We start from the raw sequence: 19,834 nt of genomic DNA on the forward strand, positions 1-19,834 counted from the left end.
GGACAGCGGAGGGCTTGGCTACATCACGTAGATCGGGGGAATCCCCCGCGCCAACAACGCGCAAGCACCTTCGGACGCGGGCGGTTCACGTGCGTTGATAGATCATTGAGTCTTGGGAGACTTTCGACGGTATCTCAGTGCGCTACGTCTGGAATCAACCCCAATTGATGTAGGGATTTCCGAATCTTAGACCTTTCAGGCCTGCAGCCTTACAAGCATCCTTCATTGCTTGACTACAAACAACTTTGTTCAAAAAGCGGGCTCGGAAGATATGAGCCGAACCGATGACCTCTTCGCGAAAGACGAACGTGGAATCCATCGCCGTGCCGACATACCGCCTGAAATCAGTCCCATCTTCCAGGACTTTGAAGTTCGACTTCTCCTCATCGATGACATCGAGCTCACGGACGATGTCGCAGAGCCAATATACCGGTGCTTCTCCTCTCAACGACCGCGTTTCGCATCTCAGAAAAGCAACCCCCTCTCTGTCCACCGACTCGAGAACGTTTTTCATCCGATCGGACACGAGCCAAAAGTCGTGAAATGGCTCCCAATCGGCCGGCGGCCGCCCGAGAGATCTGGCGATCAGCAGCCGCGGCGTTTCTAGGAGCGGAGGAAAGCTTCGCTTGCCTCGTGGTGAATACAGCACGGGGCCAACGATCGTGTCCCGTGGGGTGGTGTAGCTGAGTGCGGGTCACCACGTTCGCCGGCATGGGCCGGATCGGTCAGCTGGCGATTGCCGGGAAGCTGACGGCGGGATCATCGCCCAACGGGGCGATGGTTTCCAGTGTCATGTAGCGGCCGCGCTGGACGGCCCACTCGTCGTTCTGCTCGAGCAGGATCGCCCCGACGAGGCGGACGATGGCGTCTTCATTGGGAAAGATGCCGACCACTTCGGTTCGGCGCTTGATCTCGCCATTGACCCTTTCGAGCGGATTGGTTGAGTGCAGCTTGGCGCGGTGCGCGGCCGGGAAGCTCATGTAGGCGAGCACGTCGGTCTCGGCCTCGTCGAGGAAGGCGGCGAGCTTTGGCAGCTTAGGGCGGAGTTGGTCGGCGACCTTTCGCCACTGCGCTCGTGCGGTCTCGGCATCGTCCTGGGCAAACGCGGTGGCGATGAAGGCCGAGACGACACGCCGCCCGCTCTTGCCGGCATGCGCCAGCGCGTTGCGCATGAAGTGGACACGGCAGCGCTGCCAGCTGGCGTTGAGCACCTTGGCCACGGTCGCCTTGATCCCCTCATGGGCGTCGGAGACCACGAGCTTGACGCCGCGCAGGCCGCGGCGGGCGAGCTTGCGCAGGAACGCGGTCCAGAACGTCTCGGCCTCGGAGGGGCCGATATCCATGCCGAGCACCTCGCGCCGGCCGTCGCTGTTGACCCCGACTGCGATGATCACCGCGACCGAGACGATGCGCCCGTTCTGGCGCACCTTCACGTAGGTGGCGTCGATCCACAAATACGGCCAATCGCCCTCGATCGGACGGGCGAGGAAGGCCTTCACCTTGTCGTCGATCTCACCGCACAGCCGCGACACCTGGCTCTTGGAGATGCCGCTCATGCCCATCGCCTGCACCAGGTCGTCGACCGAGCGGGTGGAGACGCCCTGGACATAGGCCTCTTGCACCACCGCGGTGAGCGCCTTCTCGGCCATTCGCCGCGGCTCCAGGAAGCCCGGGAAGTAGGAGCCCTTGCGCAGCTTGGGAATGCGCAGTTCGACCGTGCCGGCCCGCGTCTCCCAGCTCCGATCGCGATAGCCATTGCGCTGGACCTGCCGCTCCTGGCTCTTCTCGCCATAGGCGGCCCCGGTCAGGCCTTCGACCTCCAGCTCCATCAGCCGATGGGCGGCAAAGCCGATCATCTCGCGCAACAGATCGGCATCAGGGGTCTTCTCCACGAGCGCGCGCAGGTTCATCATGTCGTCGGTCATCGGTGGTTCCTCGAATCAGGTTGGCTGTCGCAATCCAAACCTTACCGACGAATCATCGGTGACCACCCGCAAAGCCGCTCGCTCGCTACGGCGCTATATGAGGGCGCGCTTCGCGAGCGGCTTCGCTCCAGCTACACCACCAGCTGGGACACGACCGGGCCAACGCCCAAGGCGTCGAAATTTTCCATGTTCCAACCGGGCGACGTGCTAACTCTAATATCCCGTTCGAACTTGTATAGCTTTGACGACTTTTTCTTTCGCGCTGCAATACCTGACTCGGGCATCGTTTGTCGCTCCCTTGCCTATCGCTCGGCCCACGGCGCTTCTCAGAGCTTTGAAGTTCTCAAGCCGATTTCTTTGCGCACCATGGACTTGCACGTGGAACAAGGCTTGCGCGCAACAATAAAGCCCGCGGCTTCCCGCGAGCTTGATCGGCCTTTCTCCATGATGCCATTCTGCCAGTGTTTTGCCCGACGTGTCAAAGCGATTTCGAGCAGTGCAACTACCATTCGACACGTGCAAGAAGTTTGGGAGACTAGTGCTCGAATTCATCCGTACAATAGAACACCGGCAGACCTCCAAAAACATCAGAGTTCTTGTAGCGCACTGCAATCCGCTCCCTCGCACTTGCTCCGATCGTATCACCGTCCTTCACCACGTTTCCGTGCTCGATCAGATACACGGAAAGTCCTGCCACCTTGTCGAACAACGCCGGAAGCGCGAGCTTACCGGTCACGAATTCGATCTCGCGGCCGACAAACGCGGACAAGCCCATCGTGATCGCTCCGATCTTCGCACCTGACCGGAACGGAAGAATGTCGACCCATAGTCTAAAGGGATAGTCCGGATACGGTGCGAGCGACCAGCGAGACGCATCGAGCCAAAGATCGGCCGGCTGTGCCACCCGGCCCGCCCACACCACGCCGCAACATTCCGGCACGGTGGCAATCAATGCACCGATGACTGCAGTCGTAAGGCGGGCGGCGACCAGCGGCTGCTCAGATTTTCCGAGCAGCGAGACGATGATGTGGCCTTGATGGTTCGTTGCCACAGCCTCGCTTTCGGGCCAAGTTCGCGCAGCGCGCGCCCAAAGCCCCGGATCCTGCGGGATGGGCGCCGGCATCGACATGACCGCAACAAGCTCGTTGCCACAGCGGATGAGCGGCGAATTCGCTTGAGCCGGTTGCAGCTCGTCATCGTCCGGCGCCTCTGCTGCCAATTCCGGATGGCGGGCGTGAAGAACTTTGGCGACTGCTGACATGTCAGGCGTCACCGGTCTGCTCAACAGGACAAAAGAGAGAAGCGAGCTACTCATCAACGACCCCGCAGAAATTCCAGTGTGAGTCAAACTTCGGCTGTTCGCCCAGAGGTTGAAACCCTCTTTAGAACAAATAGGGAACAATGTCAATCGGCGTTTTCCGCGCTCCGGGTGAGCGCAAGATAGAGGGGTTCACGCAACAACAAGAAATACCGCGCGCGCCGTCGCCAGAGCCACACCGGGCCGCCCTCCCATGAACAACCGGCAACACACCGCGTTGCACCGCCCATGCACGGATCAATGCCCGATCCTCTGTTGGCGCGCGCCGATGCCGCCCTCCTCTAAGCAGAACGGCTTCGCCTCGCCCTGACGTCAGCGCGCGATCGCCCGCGCCATCTGCGACAACGCCGAGCAAACTCGCACCCTGCAGGCCGGCCTCTCGCCAACCATCGCGATTGCCCTGACGGTCAACGCTCCTCGTTCGGCGTAGCGTCGCCCTCGCGCTGGAACGGCTCGTGCGTCCTGCGTCCCAGAAACGTATCGGGTGGCGATTGCTTCAACAGCTCGCGGCATTCGCGCACGATCTGGCGCATGTATTCGGTCTGCTCACGGTCGGCTGGCAACGGCCGATAGACGGTCATCGCGGTGCTCCCCTTGCTTTGCAGGCGGGAGCGCGCTCGGTCTCTCAGCCACCGACGCCTACGGACAAAGCCTCGGCCGGTGATGCAACATCAACTAACAGAGGTTGCCTCTGTTCACTATTGAACTTTAGGACTCGCGCGGTGCAAATTGAGTAAGCCACTCAACACGCTCAAGCTTCTCGCGAAAATTAATCCGCGCAACATATCAAATGATGTGACTCCGCTGTGCCGGTAGGCGTAAGGTTAATCCATCACCGCAAGGCCCGTGGCATCGATCGGTGATGAGAACGCCAGTTGCGCTCCCGCCCTACTCTAACGAGGGAGCACGCCGATGCAGAAGCGGCGTCGATTCAAACAGACCACCACCTTGCGCGAGAGACTCGCGGACGAAGCGGAGCGCTGCCGCGAGGAAGCGCGCAAATTGACCCCAGGCCCCCGCCGCGACATGCTGCTGCGCCAGGCGCGCCGCGACGAAACCGCCATGCAGATCGATTCCTGGCTGCGCTCGCCCGGCCTGAGGGCGCCGACATGATGCAATATCGCGCTTATCTCATCGGCGAGGACGGGGTCTTCCGCTCCGCCGAAGCGTTCGAAGCCCCGTCCGATTCCTCCGCCCTGGATTTTGCGAAGCGGTTCACGCGGCTCGGCAAGGTCGAGGTCTGGCAGCTCGGCCGAAAGATCGCGGTGCTGGACTCCGCGCAATTGTGCCCGCCCCTGCCCGAGCCGTCCCGGCCGACGCTGACGCGTCAATGACCGCGTGACTGCGGGCGCGACCTGAGATCTTCGATCTGGAAATTGAACTTCACCTGCATGACCGGGCCCGTCGCATCGCGCACCTCGATCGCCATTTCCTGCCGGTCGCCGGTGGGCGGCGCGCCGAGCATCGCATCGCGCGCGAGATCGGCAACGGACTTGGCGGCCTCGGCCTGAACCGCACGCGCACTGGACAATTCCAGTCCCTCCTCGTCCAGCGCAATTCCCTTGTCGTCGCGAAGATCAAAGTAATATCGCGTCATGACCGTAATCCTCTGCCCCCCTATAGCGCAGAGGGCGAGCGAAGGTTGCAAAGAACCGCAAAAAATCACTTTGGAAATCAGCAGGTTCCGGGAACACCGGGCGGCACGCGATCGGGCCGCGCCGGCTCACTCCTCCGCGAGCTTGCGCTCGATATAGGCGTCCACCGTCTCGGCGAACGAACGCTGCACGCCGACCGCGGCATCGTGTTGGTCGAGTGCGTCGCGCTGCAGCACGCGCAGGCCGCGCCCGCGCATGCTTAACGGTGCGGTGTTCAGAAACTGGTCGATGGCGCCCTTGGCAAGCGGGATGGCCTTGGGATCGCCCCTGGCGATCAGGAGCCGGAGCAGGCTCTGGCATTCGGCCAAACCGGGCATGGCGTCTCTCACCTCTGCTGCGATTTCGGCTTCGGCCGCTCTGCCTTCTGGGTATGGGTGCCGAACAGCGCCAGCAGCAGCGCGACTTCTTCCTTCGAACCGATCTGGATCATGATTGTCTCTCCTTTTCGCTTTGTTGGTCGGCCCCGGCGGGCGCCGAGTTCAGGACGATCTGGTTTCAGCACTGTTTCAGGCGTGTTTCGTCATCGCCCTGGGCTTGGCGGAAAAGGAAAAGCCGCCCTGAGGCGGCCAGTTTCAGACTTTCCTTTTTTGGTTATTTCTTGAGGGCGTCAGAGGCGTCCCGCGCTGCGTCCTTCACATCTCCAGCGACGTTGTGGGCGGATCCCTTGGCCTTATCCATCTTGCCTTCGGCTTCGAGGTCCTTGTCCCCGGTAAGCTTGCCAGCCCCCTCTTTGATCGCGCCTTTTGCCTTGTCAGCGGCGCCCTTCACATGTTCACGGTCCATGATCGTTATCCTCCTTGTCTAGAAGACGAGCACAACGAAAACGCTGCGCTGTCGTTCCTGCGAGACGCGCACCACACGAAGAACGGTCGATTGCGATGTCCATGAGCTGTTTACGCAGCTTGTACTTGTTGCTCGCCGCGGGTGTGCAAAAGTGGACAGACAGGGCCGTTGAGGTTTGGTTTAGCTCCTGCATTGGACTTGTAATTCTTACTTGCGATCGGCCCGGACGCTCACACGCCGGGTTTTTCGCTTGATTTCCCAATCCGCCTTGAGCGTGAAGCAGGCATCGACCCGCTGACCGAGGTCGACGAGTCCACGCCCCCAGCACGCGCTACTTGCCGCGCCTCTGCATGACGCCGCGCAGCGCAATGCGGTGCTGCCAGGCCCGCACCCGCACGGCGGCTTCGCTCCGGTTGAGCTCTGCGGCAATTTCGTCGGGGCGGCGTCCGGCTTCGGCCAGCGCTTTCAGCCGCTCATGCTCGTCCGCCGTCCACCGCTTCAGCAAGGGATAGCGTGATTGCATGGTCGGAGTTGGCTCACCCGTCATTCAAGTGCGACGACAATCGACCGGGACGGACCAAGTTCCTATCTGGCCGCGCGTGGCGGACCGACACTAATGAACTTTGCAAAAATAAAGCCCGCGGCGGATCGCTCCGCGCGGGCTTTGTTTCGAGCGCAGGCTCGGGTGAGACTTTCGCTCTCAGTGCATCAGTTCGAGGTGCAGACCTTGACGGTCTTCATGCCGGCCTCGGCTTCAGACCTGGTCTTGTACACGGTGTCGCCGCTGACGACGGTCGTTTCCGTGGTCGTCGGCTTCGACTCGGTGATGGTGCACTTCTTGGTCTTGACATCCTGCACCACGTAGAACGTTTGCGCAAACGCGGGAGCCGCAACCGACGTCAGCACGGCCGCGGCAATGATCGCCTTGATGTTCATCGTGTCCTCCTCCAGCAGCCCGGTCCTCCAGGCGTGTGTTCTACAAACCCGACAAATTGCCACTTGTTCCCGGCCATCGCCCCCGAACCAACTCCGGGGGATTGCGTTAGCACGCAAACAGGAGGCTTCGATGCTGGACGTGCGGCTGGTGACAACTTCCCTGGCGCTGCTGGTTGCATTGATGAGCGTAGCGCTGGCTGAGCCCGTCAAGGAACAGGCCGCACCTGTGGTTCAGGGCGCCACCGAAGCCCGCCCCATCCGCGTGATACTTCCGGCGCCGTGGGAGCCCACCAAGGGCCAAGCCGAGTCTGTGCAATCTTCAAAGTAGCAGGTGGCGGGCGCATGTCCGGCCGCGGCGGCAACTCGCTCGTCGTCGTGACCAAAGAGCCGCGACCGAAGAGCCGCAGCAAACTCATCCAAACCAATAGCAACCAATCCGACTCTCACTTGTTGTCGCCCGCACAATCACTTGCAGGAGACAACAACATGAAACGTCTGACAGTGCTGGCCGCAACCTTGGTGCTGCTCGGTTCGGTGCCCGCGGGCGCCCAATCGCAGCCGGCGCAAAGCGGGCCGGGCAACAACGCCGTGAACAGCTCCGACCAGAACAACTCCAACGCACCGGTCGCGGGCCGCAACAGCTTCACCGAGGGACAGGCGAAATCGCGGATCGAGGGCGCGGGCTATTCCAACGTCTCCGGCCTCCAGAAGGACGACAACGGCGTCTGGCGCGGCAAGGCGGACAAGGCCGGCACCAAGACCGACGTCAGCGTCGACTTCCAGGGCAACGTCAACCCCGCCAAGTAATTTACGAAATCAAGTCATTCGCGACATCAGGAGATCCAGACATGACGACGACCATCTCTCGCCTGTACGACAATTACGCCGATGCCGAGCGGGCCGTGACCCGGCTCGAAAGCGCCGGCGTGCCGCATTCCGACATCAGCCTCGTCGCCAACAATTCGGACAATTGGTACGGCTCACGCTCCGGCAAGGTCGATCGTGACCGCGACGGCACCGATGATCGCGCCGAAGGCGCCGGCACCGGTGCCGGCATCGGGGCCGGGCTCGGCGGCGCCGCCGGCCTGCTCGCAGGTCTCGGCTTGCTCGCCATCCCGGGCCTTGGTCCGGTGGTCGCGGCCGGATGGCTCGCCTCGACGGCGGCCGGCGCGGCTGCCGGCGCGGCCACCGGCGGAATCATCGGCGCCCTGACCGAGGCCGGCGTCTCCAGGGAAGACGCATCGCGTTATGCCGAGGGCGTCCGCCGCGGCGGCACGCTGGTGTCCGCGAGGGTGCCGGACCAGGACCGCGCGCGCCTCGATGCGCTTCTGCACGAGCGATCGGTCAACCTTCAGGAGCGCAGCGCCGCATGGCAGAAGTCCGGCTGGACCGACTTCGACGCCGCAAGCCCGCCATTGTCGCCGGAGGATGTCGTTCGCGAGCGCGAACTCTACGGCGTAGGCTCGCGGCGATAGGGCGGTAAGCTCTGACACGACAAAGGCCCCGCGGTGCGGGGCCTTTTTGATGTCGACGACCGGTCATCACGCCGGCACGGTCGATTGTGCCATCTTGCCGGTGTTTTGCCCGACGGGTCAAACTTTATCTCAAATGCCGCAAAGCGGATTGGCCGAAGTGAAATCTCTTCGCCTCATGCTGGGACATGTCGCCTGGACGGGGCAAGCCGGAGAGACCTTCGATGTATTACGTCGCCGCTGCATTGCTGGTGCTGTCGGGACTGTTCTATTCCGCGAGCCGTCATGAGCTCGGCCAATTCGGCGCGGACGTGTGCAGCTACGGCGGCACGTTCTGCGACAACCCGGTGGTTCTCTTCACCGGCGCGGCGCTGGCCGCCGCCTGGGGCATGTTCGTCAGCATCAGGTAGGCCGATGATGGCAATATAGCCCTGTTTTGCCCGACGGAGCAAACTCGACTTAGCATTTTCGGAAATCAGCCGCCCGCTTCGGCAGCGGGAACTTATGGCATTCGATTCGCATTTGCTAAAGACGACGTCCCGCACCCGTTCGAGCCCGTTGATGAGCGACAGCGCCCTCACCCCGACGAAATCCGCGCCGACGCTGTTGCAACGGCTGGGCCCCGGCCTCATCACCGGAGCTGCCGACGACGACCCGTCGGGTATCGCCACCTATTCGCAGGCCGGCGCGCAATTCGGCTTCGGTCTGTTGTGGACCGTGTTTCTGACCACGCCGTTCATGATCGCGATCCAGCTCGTCAGCGCGCAGATCGGCCGCGTCACCGGCAAGGGGCTCGCCGCCAACGTCATGCGCGTCGCGCCGCGCTGGGCGGTGCTGGCGCTGGTCTCCATGCTGGTCGCCGCGAACACGTTCAACATCGCCGCCGACATCGCCGCGATGGCCGAGGCGCTCTCGCTCGTCATCGGCGGCCTCAACCACGAGCACGCGCTGATCTTCGCGGCCGGCTCGACCCTGCTGCAGGTGTTCGTGCCCTATCGCCGCTATTCGCCGGTGCTGAAATTCCTCACGCTGGCGCTGTTCGCCTATGTCGCGACCGCCTTCACGGTGCAGATTCCCTGGAGCACGGCGCTGCTCGCCGCAGTCTGGCCGAAGCCGAATGTCAGCGCCGATTATCTCCTGATGGTGGTCGCCGTGCTCGGCACCACCATCAGCCCCTATCTGTTCTTCTGGCAGGCCTCGCAGGAAGTCGAGGAGATGAACCAGGGCGAGCGCGACAAGCCGCTTCGCCAGCTCAAGCGCGGCGGCGATCACGAGCTCGACCGCATCAAGACGGACACCATCTCGGGCATGCTGCTCTCGAACGGCATCGCCTTCTTCATCATCCTGACCACCGCATCGGTCCTGCACGCAAACGGCATCACCAATATCGGCTCGGCGACGGAAGCGGCCGAAGCGCTGCGGCCGCTGGCCGGCGATTTCACCTTCGCCCTGTTCGCGACCGGCATCATCGGCACGGGCCTGCTCGCCATTCCCGTGCTGGCGGGCTCGGCGGCCTATGGCGTTGCCGAGATCTTCGGCTGGCGCGCCACGCTGGAGGCCAAGCCGGACGAGGCGGCCGGCTTCTACACCATCATCGCCGCGGCAACCCTGATCGGCTTCGGCCTCGGCTTCACCGGCATCGACTCGATCAACATGCTGGTGTGGAGCGCGGTGCTCAACGGCATCGTCGCCGTCCCCATCATGGCGATGATGATGCTGATCGTCTCGAACCGCACCATCATGGGCCGCTTCAGGGCCCGCTCCTGGCTGATCGCGCTGGGCTGGCTCGGCACCGCAGTCATGGCGCTCGCCGTTCTCGCTTTGCTCGGCTCGTCGGTGATCGGCTGACGCAAGGCCTGCTTCGGACGCGCTGCCGCGCCGCATCTCTGCATCTTCCCGCCGCTCCGCGCTTGGCTTAACAATGCGGTCCGGGCCCGGCTCAAGATCGGGCTATAAGAAAAGCCCGGCCGGGCGAGTAGGGAGCGACATGACCAAATCTTCAAAAGCAACGAGCCTCGAGATCCTCGCCTGCGATGCCGGCTGGAGAAACTATCATTTCGTCAAGCTGACGACCGAGGACGGCATCGTCGGCTGGAGCGAATTCGACGAAGGCTTTGGCTCGCCCGGCGTCGGCGCCGCGATCCAGCGCCTCTCGGCGCGGGTCATCGGGCAGAACGTCTTCCAGCACGAGCGCATCTTTGCCGAATTGTTCGCGGCGACGCGTCCTGCGGCCGGCGGCGTGGTGGCGCAAGCGCTCGGGGCGATCGAGAATGCGCTGCTCGATGCCAAGGCGAAATCGCTCGGCGTCCCCTGCTATGAGCTGCTCGGCGGCAAGATCCGCGATCGCGTCAGGGTCTACTGGTCGCATTGCGCCACGTGGCGCATCAACCACCCGTCCTGGTACAAGCCGGCGATCGAAACTCTCGACGGCGTCAAGGCGATGGGGCGCGAGGTGCGCGAGAAGAAGTTCACCGCGCTCAAGACCAACATCTTTTCCTATGACGAGGGCAAGCCGACCGGCTGGCGTCCCGGATTCGGCTCGCCCTTCGCGCCCGAGATCAACGTCGACCGCAAGATCCTGCGCGACCTGCACATGCATCTGGAAGCGATCCGCGACGGCGCCGGCCCCGACGTCGACATCCTGCTCGACTGCAACTTCAACGCCAAGACCGAAGGCTACTTGAAGATCCTGCGCACCATCGCCGACCTCGACATGTTCTGGGTCGAGATCGACAGCTTCAATCCGGAAGCGCTCGGCTATATCCGCAAGCAGAGCCCGCACCCGATCTCGTCCTGCGAGACGCTGCTCTCCTTGCGTGAATTCCTGCCCTACTTCCACGCGCAGGCCATGGATGTCGCGATCATCGACACGCCCTGGAACGGCGTCTGGCAGTCGATGAAGATCGCCGCGGCGGCCGAAGCCTTCGAGGTCAACGTCGCCCCGCACAATTTCTACGGCCATCTCTGCTCGATGATGAACGCGCATTTCTGCGCCGCGGTGCCGAACCTGCGCATCATGGAGATCGACATCGATCGTCTGTCCTGGGATCGCGAGCTGTTCACGCACGAGCCGGAGATCGAGAACGGCCATCTCATCATCCCGAACCGGCCCGGCTGGGGCACCGAGCCGAACGAGGAAGCCTTGCGGGCTCATCCGCCGAAGACGAGTGGCGGCCTCCTCAACTACGGCCGCAAGAGCTGAGAGGCTGAAGCATGATCCGGAAAAGTGTCTAGCGGTTTTCCGAAAAGATCATGCTCAAACGATAACCTAAAGCGCGATGACGATTCATCGCGCTTTACGGCGTCACGGGATTGACGGTTGGAGACGTCTTCGGCCGCTGCGGCTCGATCAGCGATTTCGGATCGGTCGGGAGCACCAGGGCGCCAGCGGCCCGTGCCGCTTCACCCGTGGTGGCGTACATCGCGACGTGGGCCGGCTGTGTCTTGGCCCGGCTCCACGGGCCGTGGTCGACGATCAGCATGGCCGCAATCGTCACGCCCGCCACGATCAACGCCATCACGCCGGGGTGACGCAGGGCTCTGGACATGGAGTACGCGAAGCGACCGTTTGCCATCGAAGGGTCCGAAATTTTCCTATCGCAGGTTAATTCGGTCGAGCCCCCTCCGGTTCCCCTACTGTTGCAGCTCGTAGCGTTGGGCGATGCCGCGCCGGTCGTGGCCTCGCGCGAGGCGACGGGGTTGCTGGGTGGAGTTCCCGGCTCGGACACTCCGGGCGCAAGCTCTATCCCTCGCACACGACGCGCAAAACCGTCACGATGGTCGCCGAGATGAGACATGAAATCGCAAGCAGGGTCCAACTCGGCCTCGTACTCGTGCGGGCCACGCGGACAACGAGCATCTTCATGCACGTCAACATTCATCCCTGGGAAGGCGGTGCAGGTAGGCTATCCCGAAAGAGGCGAGCTCTTCGGTATCGCTTGGGTGCTCTTCCCACCTCCTCTGCAGATGGCGTTCCAGCAGACAGCGCCTTGTGTCGTGCGCGGCGACCTCGGGGTGCCGCGCCCGGTACACCGTCCAGGCGGTGTCCGCGGCGTTCTTCAAGACCTTGTCGTCGTCCATGCCTGCTCTCCGGAAATCCGAACCTCGTGGCGTCCCAACTTAAGGACAGGCTCCAAAGTTTCCGGTTTTTCCCGGTATTCGACCATTTAATGATTCAGGGGCGATTTGATCGGATTCTTTCTCGGCGCGCCGCGCGCCGCTCGGGGCAGTCCCGAACCTCTTGGAGGCATTTGGTCGAACTGATGGGAACGGCGGGCGTCGCCGTCCAGGCCCGAACTCTCCGTGACGCCGTCCCGACGCCGAGCACCCATTCGCTCTCGCCACCGGCCAGCAGCAACCATTGCTTATTCTTCCCGTTATTCCCTAGGGCAATGTGATGTGAGAGGTATGTTGATGAAGAAGATTGCAATGTCAGCCCTGATGGCCGGCGCTCTGGGCCTGAGCTCGATCGCAGCAACGTCTCCCGCCGAAGCCCATTGGCGAGGTTGGGGACCTGGCATCGCCGGCGGCCTGGTCGCAGGCGCCGTCATTGGTGGCCTTGCCTCCTCCGCCTACGGCTGGGGACCTGGCTATGGCTACTATGGCGGTCCCCGCTATTACAGTGCCGGTTACTACGGCGGCCCCTACGCCTACGACTATGGATACGACGAGCCCTATCGATGGGGCGGTGGCTACACCACCACCTACTACACGGCGCCCGTTTCCTACGGCTATCGCTATCGCCGCGTCGTGCGCCCCGCCTACGCCTATTACGGTGGGTCCTATCCGGTCGTTCGGCACCACTGGCATCGGCACCACCGCCATTGGTGAGAGCAGCCGATCAGGCGCCACGAGAGCCGCGCTCGACATGGGCGCGGCCTTTCGCTTGAAGGGGGCGTGCTGCCGGCATGGCGCCCATCACTCGCCTGGTGCGATGGCATTGCTCGGCGTCGGCCGGTCGGTGATCTGCTGACCGAACAGGCTGCCGATCAGCTCGACCGCCGTGCGCGCGGTCCGACCGCGTTCGTCCAGGAACGGATTGAGCTCGACGATGTCGACCGATCCGACGACGCCGGAATCGTGCAGCAGCTCCATGATCAGATGCGCCTCGCGATAGGTGGCGCCACCCGGCACGGTGGTGCCGACGCCCGGCGCCACGGAAGGATCGAGGAAATCGACGTCGAAGCTGACATGCAGCACGCCATTGCTCGCCTTGACCCGTTCGATGACGCGGCGGATCAGGACAGCCACGCCGAACTCGTCGATCTGGCGCATGTCGACGATCCTGATCCGGCGCGTGCGCATCAGCTCTTTCTCGAGCTTGTCGATCGAACGCGCGCCGAACAGATCGAGCTTGTCCGGGCCGATCGAGGCGCGTGGATCGTCGCCGAGCAGGCCGTCGAGCCCGGGCTCGCCGCACAGGAACGCGGCTGACATGCCGTGCATGTTCGCGGTGATCGTCGTCTCCGGCGTGTTGTAGTCGGCATGGGCGTCGAGCCAGAGCACGAACAGTTCGCGGCCGCGCTCCTGCCAATGCCGCGCCATCGCATTGACCGACCCCATCGACAGCGTGTGATCGCCGCCGAGAAAGATCGGCAGCGCACCTGATGTCGCGATCTCATAGCCTCTGCGGCTCAGAACGCGCGTCCAGCGCTGGATCTCGCGGTAATGATTGGCCTGTTCGGGCGGCCTGTCGGTGAGGTCCCGGACGTCGGCTATGGACAGATCGCCATAATCGACGACCTCGAGATCAAGACTTTCCAGCAATGTCGCAAGGCCGGCGGTGCGCAGCGCCGCAGGCCCCATCAAGGTGCCGCGCTGCGAAGCCCCCATGTCGATGGGAGCGCCAAGCAAGGCGATGTGCCGGGCTCGATCCGTCATGGTCCGGTCGGTCACGGCTGTCTCCTGACGTCAGCAAGGTTCACCCAGCCTAACAGAGATTCGCACCCGTCGTTTCCCGGGGAGCGCGCAAGCCGCCGGCATATCATCCGGAACAAAATCCCCTGCGCTGAATTTCTCATCCAAGGCCGGCACCCGCCGTCAATCACGGCGCCTGTCGCGGATAGCCAAAGGTCACCAGACCCGCTGTTCAAAACGAGCGCTCGCGCGGATAGCCAAAGGTGCCGGCTTCGATCATCACGCCAGGAGGTCGCGTCCTTGAGCACGGAGATACCGCAATCCTCGTCCGAGCCCGGCATGGCCGAGCGTGCCATCGATACGGCCGCGGACGTCTCCCGCACCATTGGTGAAGTCGCCGGAGGCCTGCACGCAGCGGTCGATCGCCTCACCTCCGCAGTCGAGGAATCGCGCAAGCCCGGCGGGGCACTCGCGACGGTTTCCGCGATCACGCGCGAAGCACCGCTTGCCAGCCTGTTCGTCGCCTTCCTGTTTGGCGTCGCGGTGGCGCGCCGGCGGTAGCTGTTCTGCGATCGCCCTCTGGGTGAAACCGTCCTGCGTCAGGCCTGGCTCGGCGCTGCGGTCCGGCCTCGGAGCCGATCTACGTCAGAGCCAAGCGGAGTGCTACTTTTACCAACGAAAGGTCAGCGCCACAGAGTGTGGCGCCAGCATCGCCTTATACGGTCGAGAACGGCTAATCTAGCTGATGCTTCACGAAAGCGGCACTTACGTGAAGCTGCTCGCCCCCGGCGAAAATCTCCTCGCTTTATAATAGGAACGTCTCCGTTCCGGATGCTTTCCGGAAAGCAACGAGCCGGAGCTCCGCCAACAGTGCCGTGCTGCTGTTCACTTGCAGGGCAAGCCCGACGGATCGGCCCGCTATGCCGAGCACGTCAATTGCTACGTCCGCAATGGCGCGGAATATCCCAGCCTTGCCGCCCTGCTCCGCGCGATCGAGGCCGAACACGCTTACAACGAGACGTGATATGTAGGTGGTCCTCAGAACAGTCCCTACGCTCTTCTTCACTGGCTCAGATCAGACCCACGATCATCAAGACTCCGATCTCAATCATGAGGAGCGTAGCCGTTGCCGCGGAGATGAGAAACAAATCACCTAATGACAGGTGCATGATTTGCCTCACAATTTGCCCTAGAAGCGGCCCTTACATCCTTGGAACGGGGCTACAGGGCGGGATGATGGGGCCGCTTCTAGGAGGTCCTTGACGCGTTCATCCGGCGCCAAGCGGCCCTCATTCTAATCCAAATTTAAATCTCGTCCAGCATTTAATTCACTTAAAATGGCGTATTATATTAATATTTAATTGTGCCAGGACTTGAACGATGCAGTCCGCTGGGGAATTAGTTTCTTTACGGCGAGCTATCTATCTGCCCGAGCATGCGAGGGACACAAGCTGTGGCTGGCGACAGCCGGCAAGCAAGCCTCCTCGGGGCCTGACTGGATCCAAGACGATGACCGAATGCTGGCATGCGTGACAACGAGCGCGTGCGGCTGCTCTCTCTCGCAATGGCACCGAGGGACCAAGCGGTACCTGGATCGATGAGGCGGCTCTGAAGAATCGCCAGACAAGGAACCAGCCCGGCGCCAGCGCAGTGCTCTGCGGGCACAAGCAGCTTTAATCTGCCCGGCGCATGAGATTGGCTTCGGCGAAAAGCGGTGGCGAGCGGGAACGTTGAGACGGAGCTGAGGTTGATCGAAAAAGAAGAGATTGGCGGCGCCAGCTGAGCACACTGATGGACAAGACCTTCGTCTATGATGCGTTGAGGCAGGTCGAGCGCGATGTAGTTGAAGGAGAACGACGCCTTGCAGAGCAAGAGAGAGCGATCCTTCAGTTGAAGCGGGAAGGAAAGGATACCGCTACCGCTGAAATAGAGTTGGACACATTGCGCAGAGCCCAGCGTGTTCTTGATCAGGACCGACAACGCCTCCTTTCGCTGTTACAGCCTTGAACGGGTGACGGCATTCGACGCCTCTGTGCGTTAGAGCATGATCCGGAAAAGTGCGTAGCGGTTTTCCGATAAGATCATACTCAAACAATAACCTAAAGCGCGATGACGATTCATCCTAATCGCATCGCGCTTTGGTGCATCGTGAAAATCGCTGCGGAGCCAAAGCTGACGCGAACCAATGTCCCTCAACGCTGTTGTCTGCGACCGCCCCTAGTGAGACCGTCCTCCGTCAGAACTGGCTCGCGCTGCGGTTCGGTCCCGGAGCCGAGTACCGAAGGCACTATTCGTCGCATTGCCGCGGTGGCACCTGCCAACGGTAGAATTCACCTTGAAGGGTCGGATGCTGAGCGCGGCTCGCGCAAGCGTCCGCCGATTGCGTTCGCGATGTCGCCGTGCTTTAGGCAGCAGCACGGCCGCTTGAGCAACTTGCCAACGCGAACAGCCTAACGTCTGCCGTGGGGTCATAAGCGCGCTTCACGCGCGAGCCGCCCCTTTCCTTGGCACGAATAGCCAGCGCAGGCAGATCATCGCCTTATGCGTAAACGCCGCGCAGTCGTTTGAGGGTGCGTTCTGTCAGAAAGCCGGAAAGCCGGGACGGGTCTGCTGGTGGATTCAGTCTTTTTGTTTCTCGCCTGCGCTTCTTCCATCAGAGCTTTTCGAGCGCTCTTCGAAACGATCAGCGCCCTTAGCTAGATCCTGCCCCATCTTGCTCTCGGTTTTTTCTTCCTCCTTGGAAGCTGCTTCGCGCAAGCCTTCAGCGGCCCGTTTCCCCGCTTTTGATGATTTTCGTTCGTCGTCCATTTTTGGCTCCCTCCTCATCAAGATGCTTACCAGCTGCTGGTCCTCAGCTGAGATGGACAACGTTCCAATTAGATCGTCTGAACATGGTTCCAAGTTCCGCGGGGCTCTCAGTCGGATCGCGTGCGACTCCGTCGAATACCGTGATAGAGTAATCACGAAAGCAGAAGCGGTTGTTCGGAGTTTCCAATGAAAGCCAAGTGGGCTCTCTTTGTGAGCTTCTTTCTCGTGATCGTCCCGGGCTATCCCGCAGCCCAACCGGTGGAAGTGCTTTGGCTTGGGCACGCAACGACCCGCATCACTAGTGTCGCCGGCAAAGTGATAGTGATTGATCCCTTCCTCACCAGAAACCCGAAGACGCCGCCTGAGTACCGGGACTTGAAGGCGATTGGAAAAGTGGACCTGATCCTAGTGACGCACGGCCACCAGGATCATATTTCCGATCTCCTCGATCTGGCACGTCTGACGGGCGCCAAGGTTCTTGCCAATTACGAGTTCGGACGAAATCTTGTCGCGCTGGGTCTCCTTGAAGAGAACAACGTCATTGCCATGAATAGGGGCGGCATGGCCGAGCCGCTCGGCCGGGGCGTCAAGATCCATATGGTGCCGGCCGATCACAGCTCGTCGCTCGACTACAATATTCTCGGCATAAGGAACCCTGACCAGTCAGCATCCATCCGGCAAGGCGGAGGGGCCGGAGTTTCCGTTGGCTACGTGATTGAGATGGAGAACGGCTTCAAGGTCTACCACACGGGCGACACCAGCGCCTTTGGCGACATGGCGCTCATTCGGGAGCTCCACAACCCGGACCTCGCGCTGGTGTGCATCGGGGGCTTTTTCACCATGGGGCCCGACGAAGCCGCTTACGCGGTTCGGGAGCTGATCAAGCCGAAAGCGGTGATACCAATACACTACGGCACCTTTCCGGTGCTGAACCGAACCCCGGCCGAATTCAAGAAAGCTTTAGGATCTACTAGTGTCCAGGTCTTGGACGTCGCCCCAGGTCAGGTAATGAGATTTTGAGGCCGCTAATCGGGCACGTTGGCGAGTCTAAGGCCCGTCGCCATGCGTTCCCAATCCGCTGAATCCTTGAAGGGATACCAGAAAGCAGTTCCTCGAATAGAGAGTGGGTCTAGTCCCTGTCGATTCTTCTCGGCCAACGAAAAGATCCGTTCAGCGTCCGCTTTCCGGCCCAAATGGCCGTAGGCGGCGAGAAGTACACGATAAGCCCATCGGTCGTCTGAATTGAGAGCGATAGCCCGCTCCAAGCTTGCCGCTGCACTTTGAAATTGCTCCAACCCGAATTGGGCCAATCCGAGTTCATAAAAGTAAGAAGGTGGGGAGAATGGATTGAGCCGCATGCCATGGAGGACGAGCTCAAGAGCCTTGGCCGGCTGACCGGCTAAGCTCAACGCTCCAGCGAGCGCGACGTAGGCGTTCGCGTCGTTGGGATCCATGCTGATTGCTCGCTCTCCCTCTTTGATCGCCTTCTCGTGCATTCCTTGCTGAGACAGAATGGCCGAAGCGACCTGATGATTGAGGGAAATCGGAGACTGTTGTGCTTTTGTGATGTACTCTTCAGCCTTCAAGCGCGCATCGTGCACCGATCTTAGCCCGAACCTCTCTTCCTGCCATTGTCTCCTTGCAATCTGCCAGTATGTGGCCGCGAGCGCAGCAAAAGCACGAGAGTAATTCGGCTCGATTTCGATCGCTCGCTCGAAGTGGCCGATCGCCTCGCGCGCGGCCTTCGGATTCTGCTGAAGGTACCTGTTCCAACCCTTCAGGAATTCGTCGTAGGCCACCGGGTTTTCGGTGCGCTTGGTGGCGATTTGCCCCTGCTCCTTGGATGTCAACTGAACCGCCAATGTTCGCGTGATCTTGCCGGCGATTTCGTCTTGCAGCCCGAAAACATCTCCCATCGCGCCCTCGTAGCGATCTGCCCAGAGCTGCCCGCCGCTCGCCGCATCGACCAGTCGAACGTTGATGCGAATCCGGTCCGCGGCTCGGCGCACGCTGCCTTCCACCACGTAGCGGACCCCGAGATCCGCAGCGGCCTTTCGCACGTCCACGGCAGTGTTCTTGAAGGTAAAGGTGGAGTTGCGGGCGACGACGAAGAGCCCGGCCACTTTGGAAAGCTCGTTGATCACATCATCGGTAATCCCATCCGAGAAGTATTCTTGGGCTTTGTCGTCGCTGAGATTGGAGAACGGCAGCACGGCAACTGAGGGTTTGTCGGACCGCACCGGGGTGCTGTCGCCCGCGTTCTGCACCCCGCCTCGCTGCTGGGCCCCCATCCACCACACGGCTCCGCCCGCGCTCGCAAGCACCAGGGAAGCGACGGCGATCGCAGCAAGGGCAATGCTTCGCGCCCGCTGCGACGCGCCATCGTGCGCGGTCGGGTCGGCGAAGCCCGTCCGCGCCGAACCCAGGCTCTCGCTCGAAACAGCGTAGGCCTGGACCGCTCGGTCGATGTTCTTGAGTTTTTTAAGACCCAGATTCTTGAAAGAGAATGGGAGCGCCTTGTGGACCTGCTCGTAGACGGCGCCCGAGATGCACACGCCCCCTGGCTCGGCGACTTCTTGGAGCCGCGCGCCGACATTGACCCCATCTCCAAGCAGATCTCGCCCGCGCGCTACGACATCCCCCACGTGAATACCGATCCGGAACTGGACACGCCGGTCTCGAGCGATCTCTCGTCCCATTTCTAGCAGTCGACCCTGGACCGCAACGCCGCATTGAACGGCATCGACCGCGCTCGGGAACTCCGCCAGGACGCTGTCCCCCGCAGTGTTGGCAATCCGGCCCCCATGCTCCTCAATGAGAGTGTCCATGACCTCACGCGCGCTGGCGAGGCTTTTCAAGGTGCCGAGTTCGTCCAGGCCTACCAATCGCGAGTAGCCCGCGACGTCCGCCGCAAAAATCGCGGCAAGGTGCCGCTCAACCCGTTGTTCCTGCCGCAGCGGCATCCATCGTCAGCCTTTGGGGTGCCTGGCAATTCTGCAGCTTGAGATGCAAGGTTTCAAGGCACAGCGGGGTACGAAGCGAGGCTTTGGTACGTGAGGGTCGGCTGTCCGGCGAGTCGAC

The 19,834-nt window shown here is 61.9% G+C and carries 27 protein-coding genes; 13 read left to right on the forward strand and 14 right to left on the reverse strand.

Annotation, left to right across the window (positions count from 1 at the left end):
• Window positions 1–154: 154 nt before the first annotated feature.
• The 4 genes from N2605_RS23975 to N2605_RS23990 all read right to left on the reverse strand — a co-directional run bounded on the left by N2605_RS23975 (window position 155) and on the right by N2605_RS23990 (window position 3,824).
• Window positions 155–649, reverse strand: a complete 495-nt coding sequence (locus tag N2605_RS23975) for an imm11 family protein (protein ID WP_260343345.1) — start codon at window positions 647–649, stop codon at window positions 155–157.
• Between the two features lie 76 nt (window positions 650–725).
• Window positions 726–1,925 carry an IS256 family transposase gene (locus N2605_RS23980; RefSeq protein WP_260343346.1) on the reverse strand — a complete coding sequence of 400 codons (1,200 nt, stop codon included), beginning with the start codon at window positions 1,923–1,925 and terminating at the stop codon, window positions 726–728.
• Window positions 1,926–2,460: 535 nt separating this feature from the next.
• Window positions 2,461–3,186 (reverse strand): DUF4261 domain-containing protein, encoded by a 726-nt coding sequence (locus N2605_RS23985; RefSeq protein WP_260343347.1) that lies wholly within the window; start codon window positions 3,184–3,186, stop codon window positions 2,461–2,463.
• Between the two features lie 464 nt (window positions 3,187–3,650).
• Window positions 3,651–3,824: a hypothetical protein gene (locus N2605_RS23990; RefSeq protein ID WP_260343348.1), complete on the reverse strand. Its 174-nt coding sequence runs from the start codon at window positions 3,822–3,824 to the stop codon at window positions 3,651–3,653.
• A 331-nt stretch (window positions 3,825–4,155) separates the two neighbouring features.
• Here N2605_RS23990 and N2605_RS23995 point away from each other — a divergent pair, with 331 nt between their 5' ends.
• Both N2605_RS23995 and N2605_RS24000 read left to right on the forward strand, forming a co-directional pair.
• Window positions 4,156–4,356 carry a hypothetical protein gene (locus N2605_RS23995; protein ID WP_109142994.1) on the forward strand — a complete coding sequence of 67 codons (201 nt, stop codon included), beginning with the start codon at window positions 4,156–4,158 and terminating at the stop codon, window positions 4,354–4,356.
• Window positions 4,353–4,577 carry a hypothetical protein gene (locus N2605_RS24000; protein ID WP_109142993.1) on the forward strand — a complete coding sequence of 75 codons (225 nt, stop codon included), beginning with the start codon at window positions 4,353–4,355 and terminating at the stop codon, window positions 4,575–4,577. Before N2605_RS23995 ends, N2605_RS24000 begins: the two co-directional genes overlap by 4 nt.
• Here N2605_RS24000 and N2605_RS24005 read toward each other — a convergent pair.
• From N2605_RS24005 to N2605_RS24025, 5 genes are all read right to left on the reverse strand, one after another.
• Window positions 4,571–4,840 carry a DUF6894 family protein gene (locus N2605_RS24005; protein WP_260343349.1) on the reverse strand — a complete coding sequence of 90 codons (270 nt, stop codon included), beginning with the start codon at window positions 4,838–4,840 and terminating at the stop codon, window positions 4,571–4,573. The two genes, N2605_RS24000 and N2605_RS24005, sit on opposite strands and share 7 nt — an antisense overlap.
• 126 nt (window positions 4,841–4,966) lie before the next feature.
• Window positions 4,967–5,215 (reverse strand): hypothetical protein, encoded by a 249-nt coding sequence (locus N2605_RS24010; protein ID WP_057028647.1) that lies wholly within the window; start codon window positions 5,213–5,215, stop codon window positions 4,967–4,969.
• Between the two features lie 274 nt (window positions 5,216–5,489).
• A complete protein-coding gene (locus N2605_RS24015; RefSeq protein ID WP_036043977.1) occupies window positions 5,490–5,681 on the reverse strand; it encodes a CsbD family protein in 192 nt (63 codons plus the stop codon).
• 331 nt (window positions 5,682–6,012) lie between these two features.
• Window positions 6,013–6,204, reverse strand: coding sequence for a Myb-like DNA-binding domain-containing protein (locus N2605_RS24020; protein WP_109142990.1), 192 nt, complete (start codon window positions 6,202–6,204; stop codon window positions 6,013–6,015).
• A gap of 185 nt (window positions 6,205–6,389) precedes the next feature.
• A complete protein-coding gene (locus N2605_RS24025) occupies window positions 6,390–6,617 on the reverse strand; it encodes a hypothetical protein (RefSeq protein ID WP_225130315.1) in 228 nt (75 codons plus the stop codon).
• A 130-nt stretch (window positions 6,618–6,747) separates the two neighbouring features.
• Here N2605_RS24025 and N2605_RS24030 point away from each other — a divergent pair, with 130 nt between their 5' ends.
• From N2605_RS24030 to N2605_RS24055, 6 genes are all read left to right on the forward strand, one after another.
• Window positions 6,748–6,945: a hypothetical protein gene (locus tag N2605_RS24030; RefSeq protein ID WP_036028871.1), complete on the forward strand. Its 198-nt coding sequence runs from the start codon at window positions 6,748–6,750 to the stop codon at window positions 6,943–6,945.
• A gap of 158 nt (window positions 6,946–7,103) precedes the next feature.
• Complete coding sequence (locus tag N2605_RS24035) at window positions 7,104–7,424, forward strand: hypothetical protein (protein ID WP_225175191.1); 321 nt, start codon at window positions 7,104–7,106, stop codon at window positions 7,422–7,424.
• Window positions 7,425–7,465: 41 nt separating this feature from the next.
• A complete protein-coding gene (locus N2605_RS24040) occupies window positions 7,466–8,092 on the forward strand; it encodes a hypothetical protein (RefSeq protein ID WP_036028865.1) in 627 nt (208 codons plus the stop codon).
• 221 nt (window positions 8,093–8,313) lie between these two features.
• Window positions 8,314–8,499, forward strand: a complete 186-nt coding sequence (locus N2605_RS24045; RefSeq protein WP_057028642.1) for a hypothetical protein — start codon at window positions 8,314–8,316, stop codon at window positions 8,497–8,499.
• Window positions 8,500–8,650: 151 nt separating this feature from the next.
• Window positions 8,651–9,937, forward strand: a complete 1,287-nt coding sequence (locus N2605_RS24050) for an NRAMP family divalent metal transporter (RefSeq protein ID WP_036007761.1) — start codon at window positions 8,651–8,653, stop codon at window positions 9,935–9,937.
• Window positions 9,938–10,076: 139 nt separating this feature from the next.
• Window positions 10,077–11,291, forward strand: a complete 1,215-nt coding sequence (locus tag N2605_RS24055) for a mandelate racemase/muconate lactonizing enzyme family protein (RefSeq protein WP_225145331.1) — start codon at window positions 10,077–10,079, stop codon at window positions 11,289–11,291.
• Between the two features lie 94 nt (window positions 11,292–11,385).
• Here N2605_RS24055 and N2605_RS24060 read toward each other — a convergent pair whose 3' ends face one another.
• Window positions 11,386–11,664, reverse strand: coding sequence for a hypothetical protein (locus N2605_RS24060; RefSeq protein WP_260343350.1), 279 nt, complete (start codon window positions 11,662–11,664; stop codon window positions 11,386–11,388).
• A gap of 295 nt (window positions 11,665–11,959) precedes the next feature.
• Window positions 11,960–12,169, reverse strand: a complete 210-nt coding sequence (locus N2605_RS24065) for a hypothetical protein (protein ID WP_036043996.1) — start codon at window positions 12,167–12,169, stop codon at window positions 11,960–11,962.
• A gap of 333 nt (window positions 12,170–12,502) precedes the next feature.
• Here N2605_RS24065 and N2605_RS24070 point away from each other — a divergent pair, with 333 nt between their 5' ends.
• On the forward strand, window positions 12,503–12,919 hold the full coding sequence (locus tag N2605_RS24070; protein WP_036007763.1) for a hypothetical protein: 417 nt from the start codon (window positions 12,503–12,505) through the stop codon (window positions 12,917–12,919).
• Window positions 12,920–13,006: 87 nt separating this feature from the next.
• On the opposite strand, the gene rocF is transcribed toward N2605_RS24070, so the two are convergent.
• Window positions 13,007–13,984, reverse strand: a complete 978-nt coding sequence (gene rocF / locus N2605_RS24075; RefSeq protein WP_260343351.1) for an arginase — start codon at window positions 13,982–13,984, stop codon at window positions 13,007–13,009.
• Between the two features lie 261 nt (window positions 13,985–14,245).
• Here rocF and N2605_RS24080 point away from each other — a divergent pair, with 261 nt between their 5' ends.
• From N2605_RS24080 to N2605_RS24090, 3 genes are all read left to right on the forward strand, one after another.
• On the forward strand, window positions 14,246–14,506 hold the full coding sequence (locus N2605_RS24080) for a hypothetical protein (RefSeq protein WP_260343352.1): 261 nt from the start codon (window positions 14,246–14,248) through the stop codon (window positions 14,504–14,506).
• A gap of 328 nt (window positions 14,507–14,834) precedes the next feature.
• Complete coding sequence (locus N2605_RS24085; RefSeq protein WP_260343353.1) at window positions 14,835–14,969, forward strand: hypothetical protein; 135 nt, start codon at window positions 14,835–14,837, stop codon at window positions 14,967–14,969.
• A gap of 767 nt (window positions 14,970–15,736) precedes the next feature.
• On the forward strand, window positions 15,737–15,952 hold the full coding sequence (locus N2605_RS24090) for a hypothetical protein (RefSeq protein ID WP_036028847.1): 216 nt from the start codon (window positions 15,737–15,739) through the stop codon (window positions 15,950–15,952).
• Between the two features lie 612 nt (window positions 15,953–16,564).
• Here the strand turns inward: N2605_RS24090 and N2605_RS24095 are convergent.
• Entirely contained in the window at window positions 16,565–16,753 is a 189-nt protein-coding gene (locus tag N2605_RS24095; RefSeq protein WP_225130304.1) for a hypothetical protein, read from the reverse strand.
• A 186-nt stretch (window positions 16,754–16,939) separates the two neighbouring features.
• Between N2605_RS24095 and N2605_RS24100 the strand changes: the two genes are divergently transcribed.
• Window positions 16,940–17,773 carry a metal-dependent hydrolase gene (locus N2605_RS24100; protein ID WP_050992072.1) on the forward strand — a complete coding sequence of 278 codons (834 nt, stop codon included), beginning with the start codon at window positions 16,940–16,942 and terminating at the stop codon, window positions 17,771–17,773.
• Between the two features lie 5 nt (window positions 17,774–17,778).
• Here the strand turns inward: N2605_RS24100 and N2605_RS24105 are convergent, their stop codons facing one another.
• Window positions 17,779–19,716, reverse strand: coding sequence for an adenylate/guanylate cyclase domain-containing protein (locus tag N2605_RS24105; protein ID WP_036007663.1), 1,938 nt, complete (start codon window positions 19,714–19,716; stop codon window positions 17,779–17,781).
• Between the last annotated feature and the right edge of the window lie 118 nt (window positions 19,717–19,834).

The sequence above is a fragment of the Bradyrhizobium yuanmingense genome (assembly GCF_025200905.1).
GTDB classification, from domain to species: domain Bacteria; phylum Pseudomonadota; class Alphaproteobacteria; order Rhizobiales; family Xanthobacteraceae; genus Bradyrhizobium; species Bradyrhizobium yuanmingense.

Excerpts from the sequence above, each read along its gene's own strand:
- N2605_RS23980 (WP_260343346.1), bottom strand. The coding sequence starts at position 1,925 with ATGACCGACGACATGATGAACCTGCGCGCGCTCGTGGAGAAGACCCCT.
- N2605_RS23985 (WP_260343347.1), bottom strand. The coding sequence starts at position 3,186 with ATGTCAGCAGTCGCCAAAGTTCTTCACGCCCGCCATCCGGAATTGGCA.
- N2605_RS23990 (WP_260343348.1), bottom strand. The coding sequence starts at position 3,824 with ATGACCGTCTATCGGCCGTTGCCAGCCGACCGTGAGCAGACCGAATAC.
- N2605_RS23995 (WP_109142994.1), top strand. The coding sequence starts at position 4,156 with ATGCAGAAGCGGCGTCGATTCAAACAGACCACCACCTTGCGCGAGAGA.
- N2605_RS24000 (WP_109142993.1), top strand. The coding sequence starts at position 4,353 with ATGATGCAATATCGCGCTTATCTCATCGGCGAGGACGGGGTCTTCCGC.
- N2605_RS24005 (WP_260343349.1), bottom strand. The coding sequence starts at position 4,840 with ATGACGCGATATTACTTTGATCTTCGCGACGACAAGGGAATTGCGCTG.
- N2605_RS24010 (WP_057028647.1), bottom strand. The coding sequence starts at position 5,215 with ATGCCCGGTTTGGCCGAATGCCAGAGCCTGCTCCGGCTCCTGATCGCC.
- N2605_RS24015 (WP_036043977.1), bottom strand. The coding sequence starts at position 5,681 with ATGGACCGTGAACATGTGAAGGGCGCCGCTGACAAGGCAAAAGGCGCG.
- N2605_RS24020 (WP_109142990.1), bottom strand. The coding sequence starts at position 6,204 with ATGCAATCACGCTATCCCTTGCTGAAGCGGTGGACGGCGGACGAGCAT.
- N2605_RS24025 (WP_225130315.1), bottom strand. The coding sequence starts at position 6,617 with ATGAACATCAAGGCGATCATTGCCGCGGCCGTGCTGACGTCGGTTGCG.
- N2605_RS24030 (WP_036028871.1), top strand. The coding sequence starts at position 6,748 with ATGCTGGACGTGCGGCTGGTGACAACTTCCCTGGCGCTGCTGGTTGCA.
- N2605_RS24035 (WP_225175191.1), top strand. The coding sequence starts at position 7,104 with ATGAAACGTCTGACAGTGCTGGCCGCAACCTTGGTGCTGCTCGGTTCG.
- N2605_RS24040 (WP_036028865.1), top strand. The coding sequence starts at position 7,466 with ATGACGACGACCATCTCTCGCCTGTACGACAATTACGCCGATGCCGAG.
- N2605_RS24045 (WP_057028642.1), top strand. The coding sequence starts at position 8,314 with ATGTATTACGTCGCCGCTGCATTGCTGGTGCTGTCGGGACTGTTCTAT.
- N2605_RS24050 (WP_036007761.1), top strand. The coding sequence starts at position 8,651 with ATGAGCGACAGCGCCCTCACCCCGACGAAATCCGCGCCGACGCTGTTG.
- N2605_RS24055 (WP_225145331.1), top strand. The coding sequence starts at position 10,077 with ATGACCAAATCTTCAAAAGCAACGAGCCTCGAGATCCTCGCCTGCGAT.
- N2605_RS24060 (WP_260343350.1), bottom strand. The coding sequence starts at position 11,664 with ATGGCAAACGGTCGCTTCGCGTACTCCATGTCCAGAGCCCTGCGTCAC.
- N2605_RS24065 (WP_036043996.1), bottom strand. The coding sequence starts at position 12,169 with ATGGACGACGACAAGGTCTTGAAGAACGCCGCGGACACCGCCTGGACG.
- N2605_RS24070 (WP_036007763.1), top strand. The coding sequence starts at position 12,503 with ATGAAGAAGATTGCAATGTCAGCCCTGATGGCCGGCGCTCTGGGCCTG.
- N2605_RS24090 (WP_036028847.1), top strand. The coding sequence starts at position 15,737 with ATGGACAAGACCTTCGTCTATGATGCGTTGAGGCAGGTCGAGCGCGAT.
- N2605_RS24095 (WP_225130304.1), bottom strand. The coding sequence starts at position 16,753 with ATGGACGACGAACGAAAATCATCAAAAGCGGGGAAACGGGCCGCTGAA.
- N2605_RS24100 (WP_050992072.1), top strand. The coding sequence starts at position 16,940 with ATGAAAGCCAAGTGGGCTCTCTTTGTGAGCTTCTTTCTCGTGATCGTC.
- N2605_RS24105 (WP_036007663.1), bottom strand. The coding sequence starts at position 19,716 with ATGCCGCTGCGGCAGGAACAACGGGTTGAGCGGCACCTTGCCGCGATT.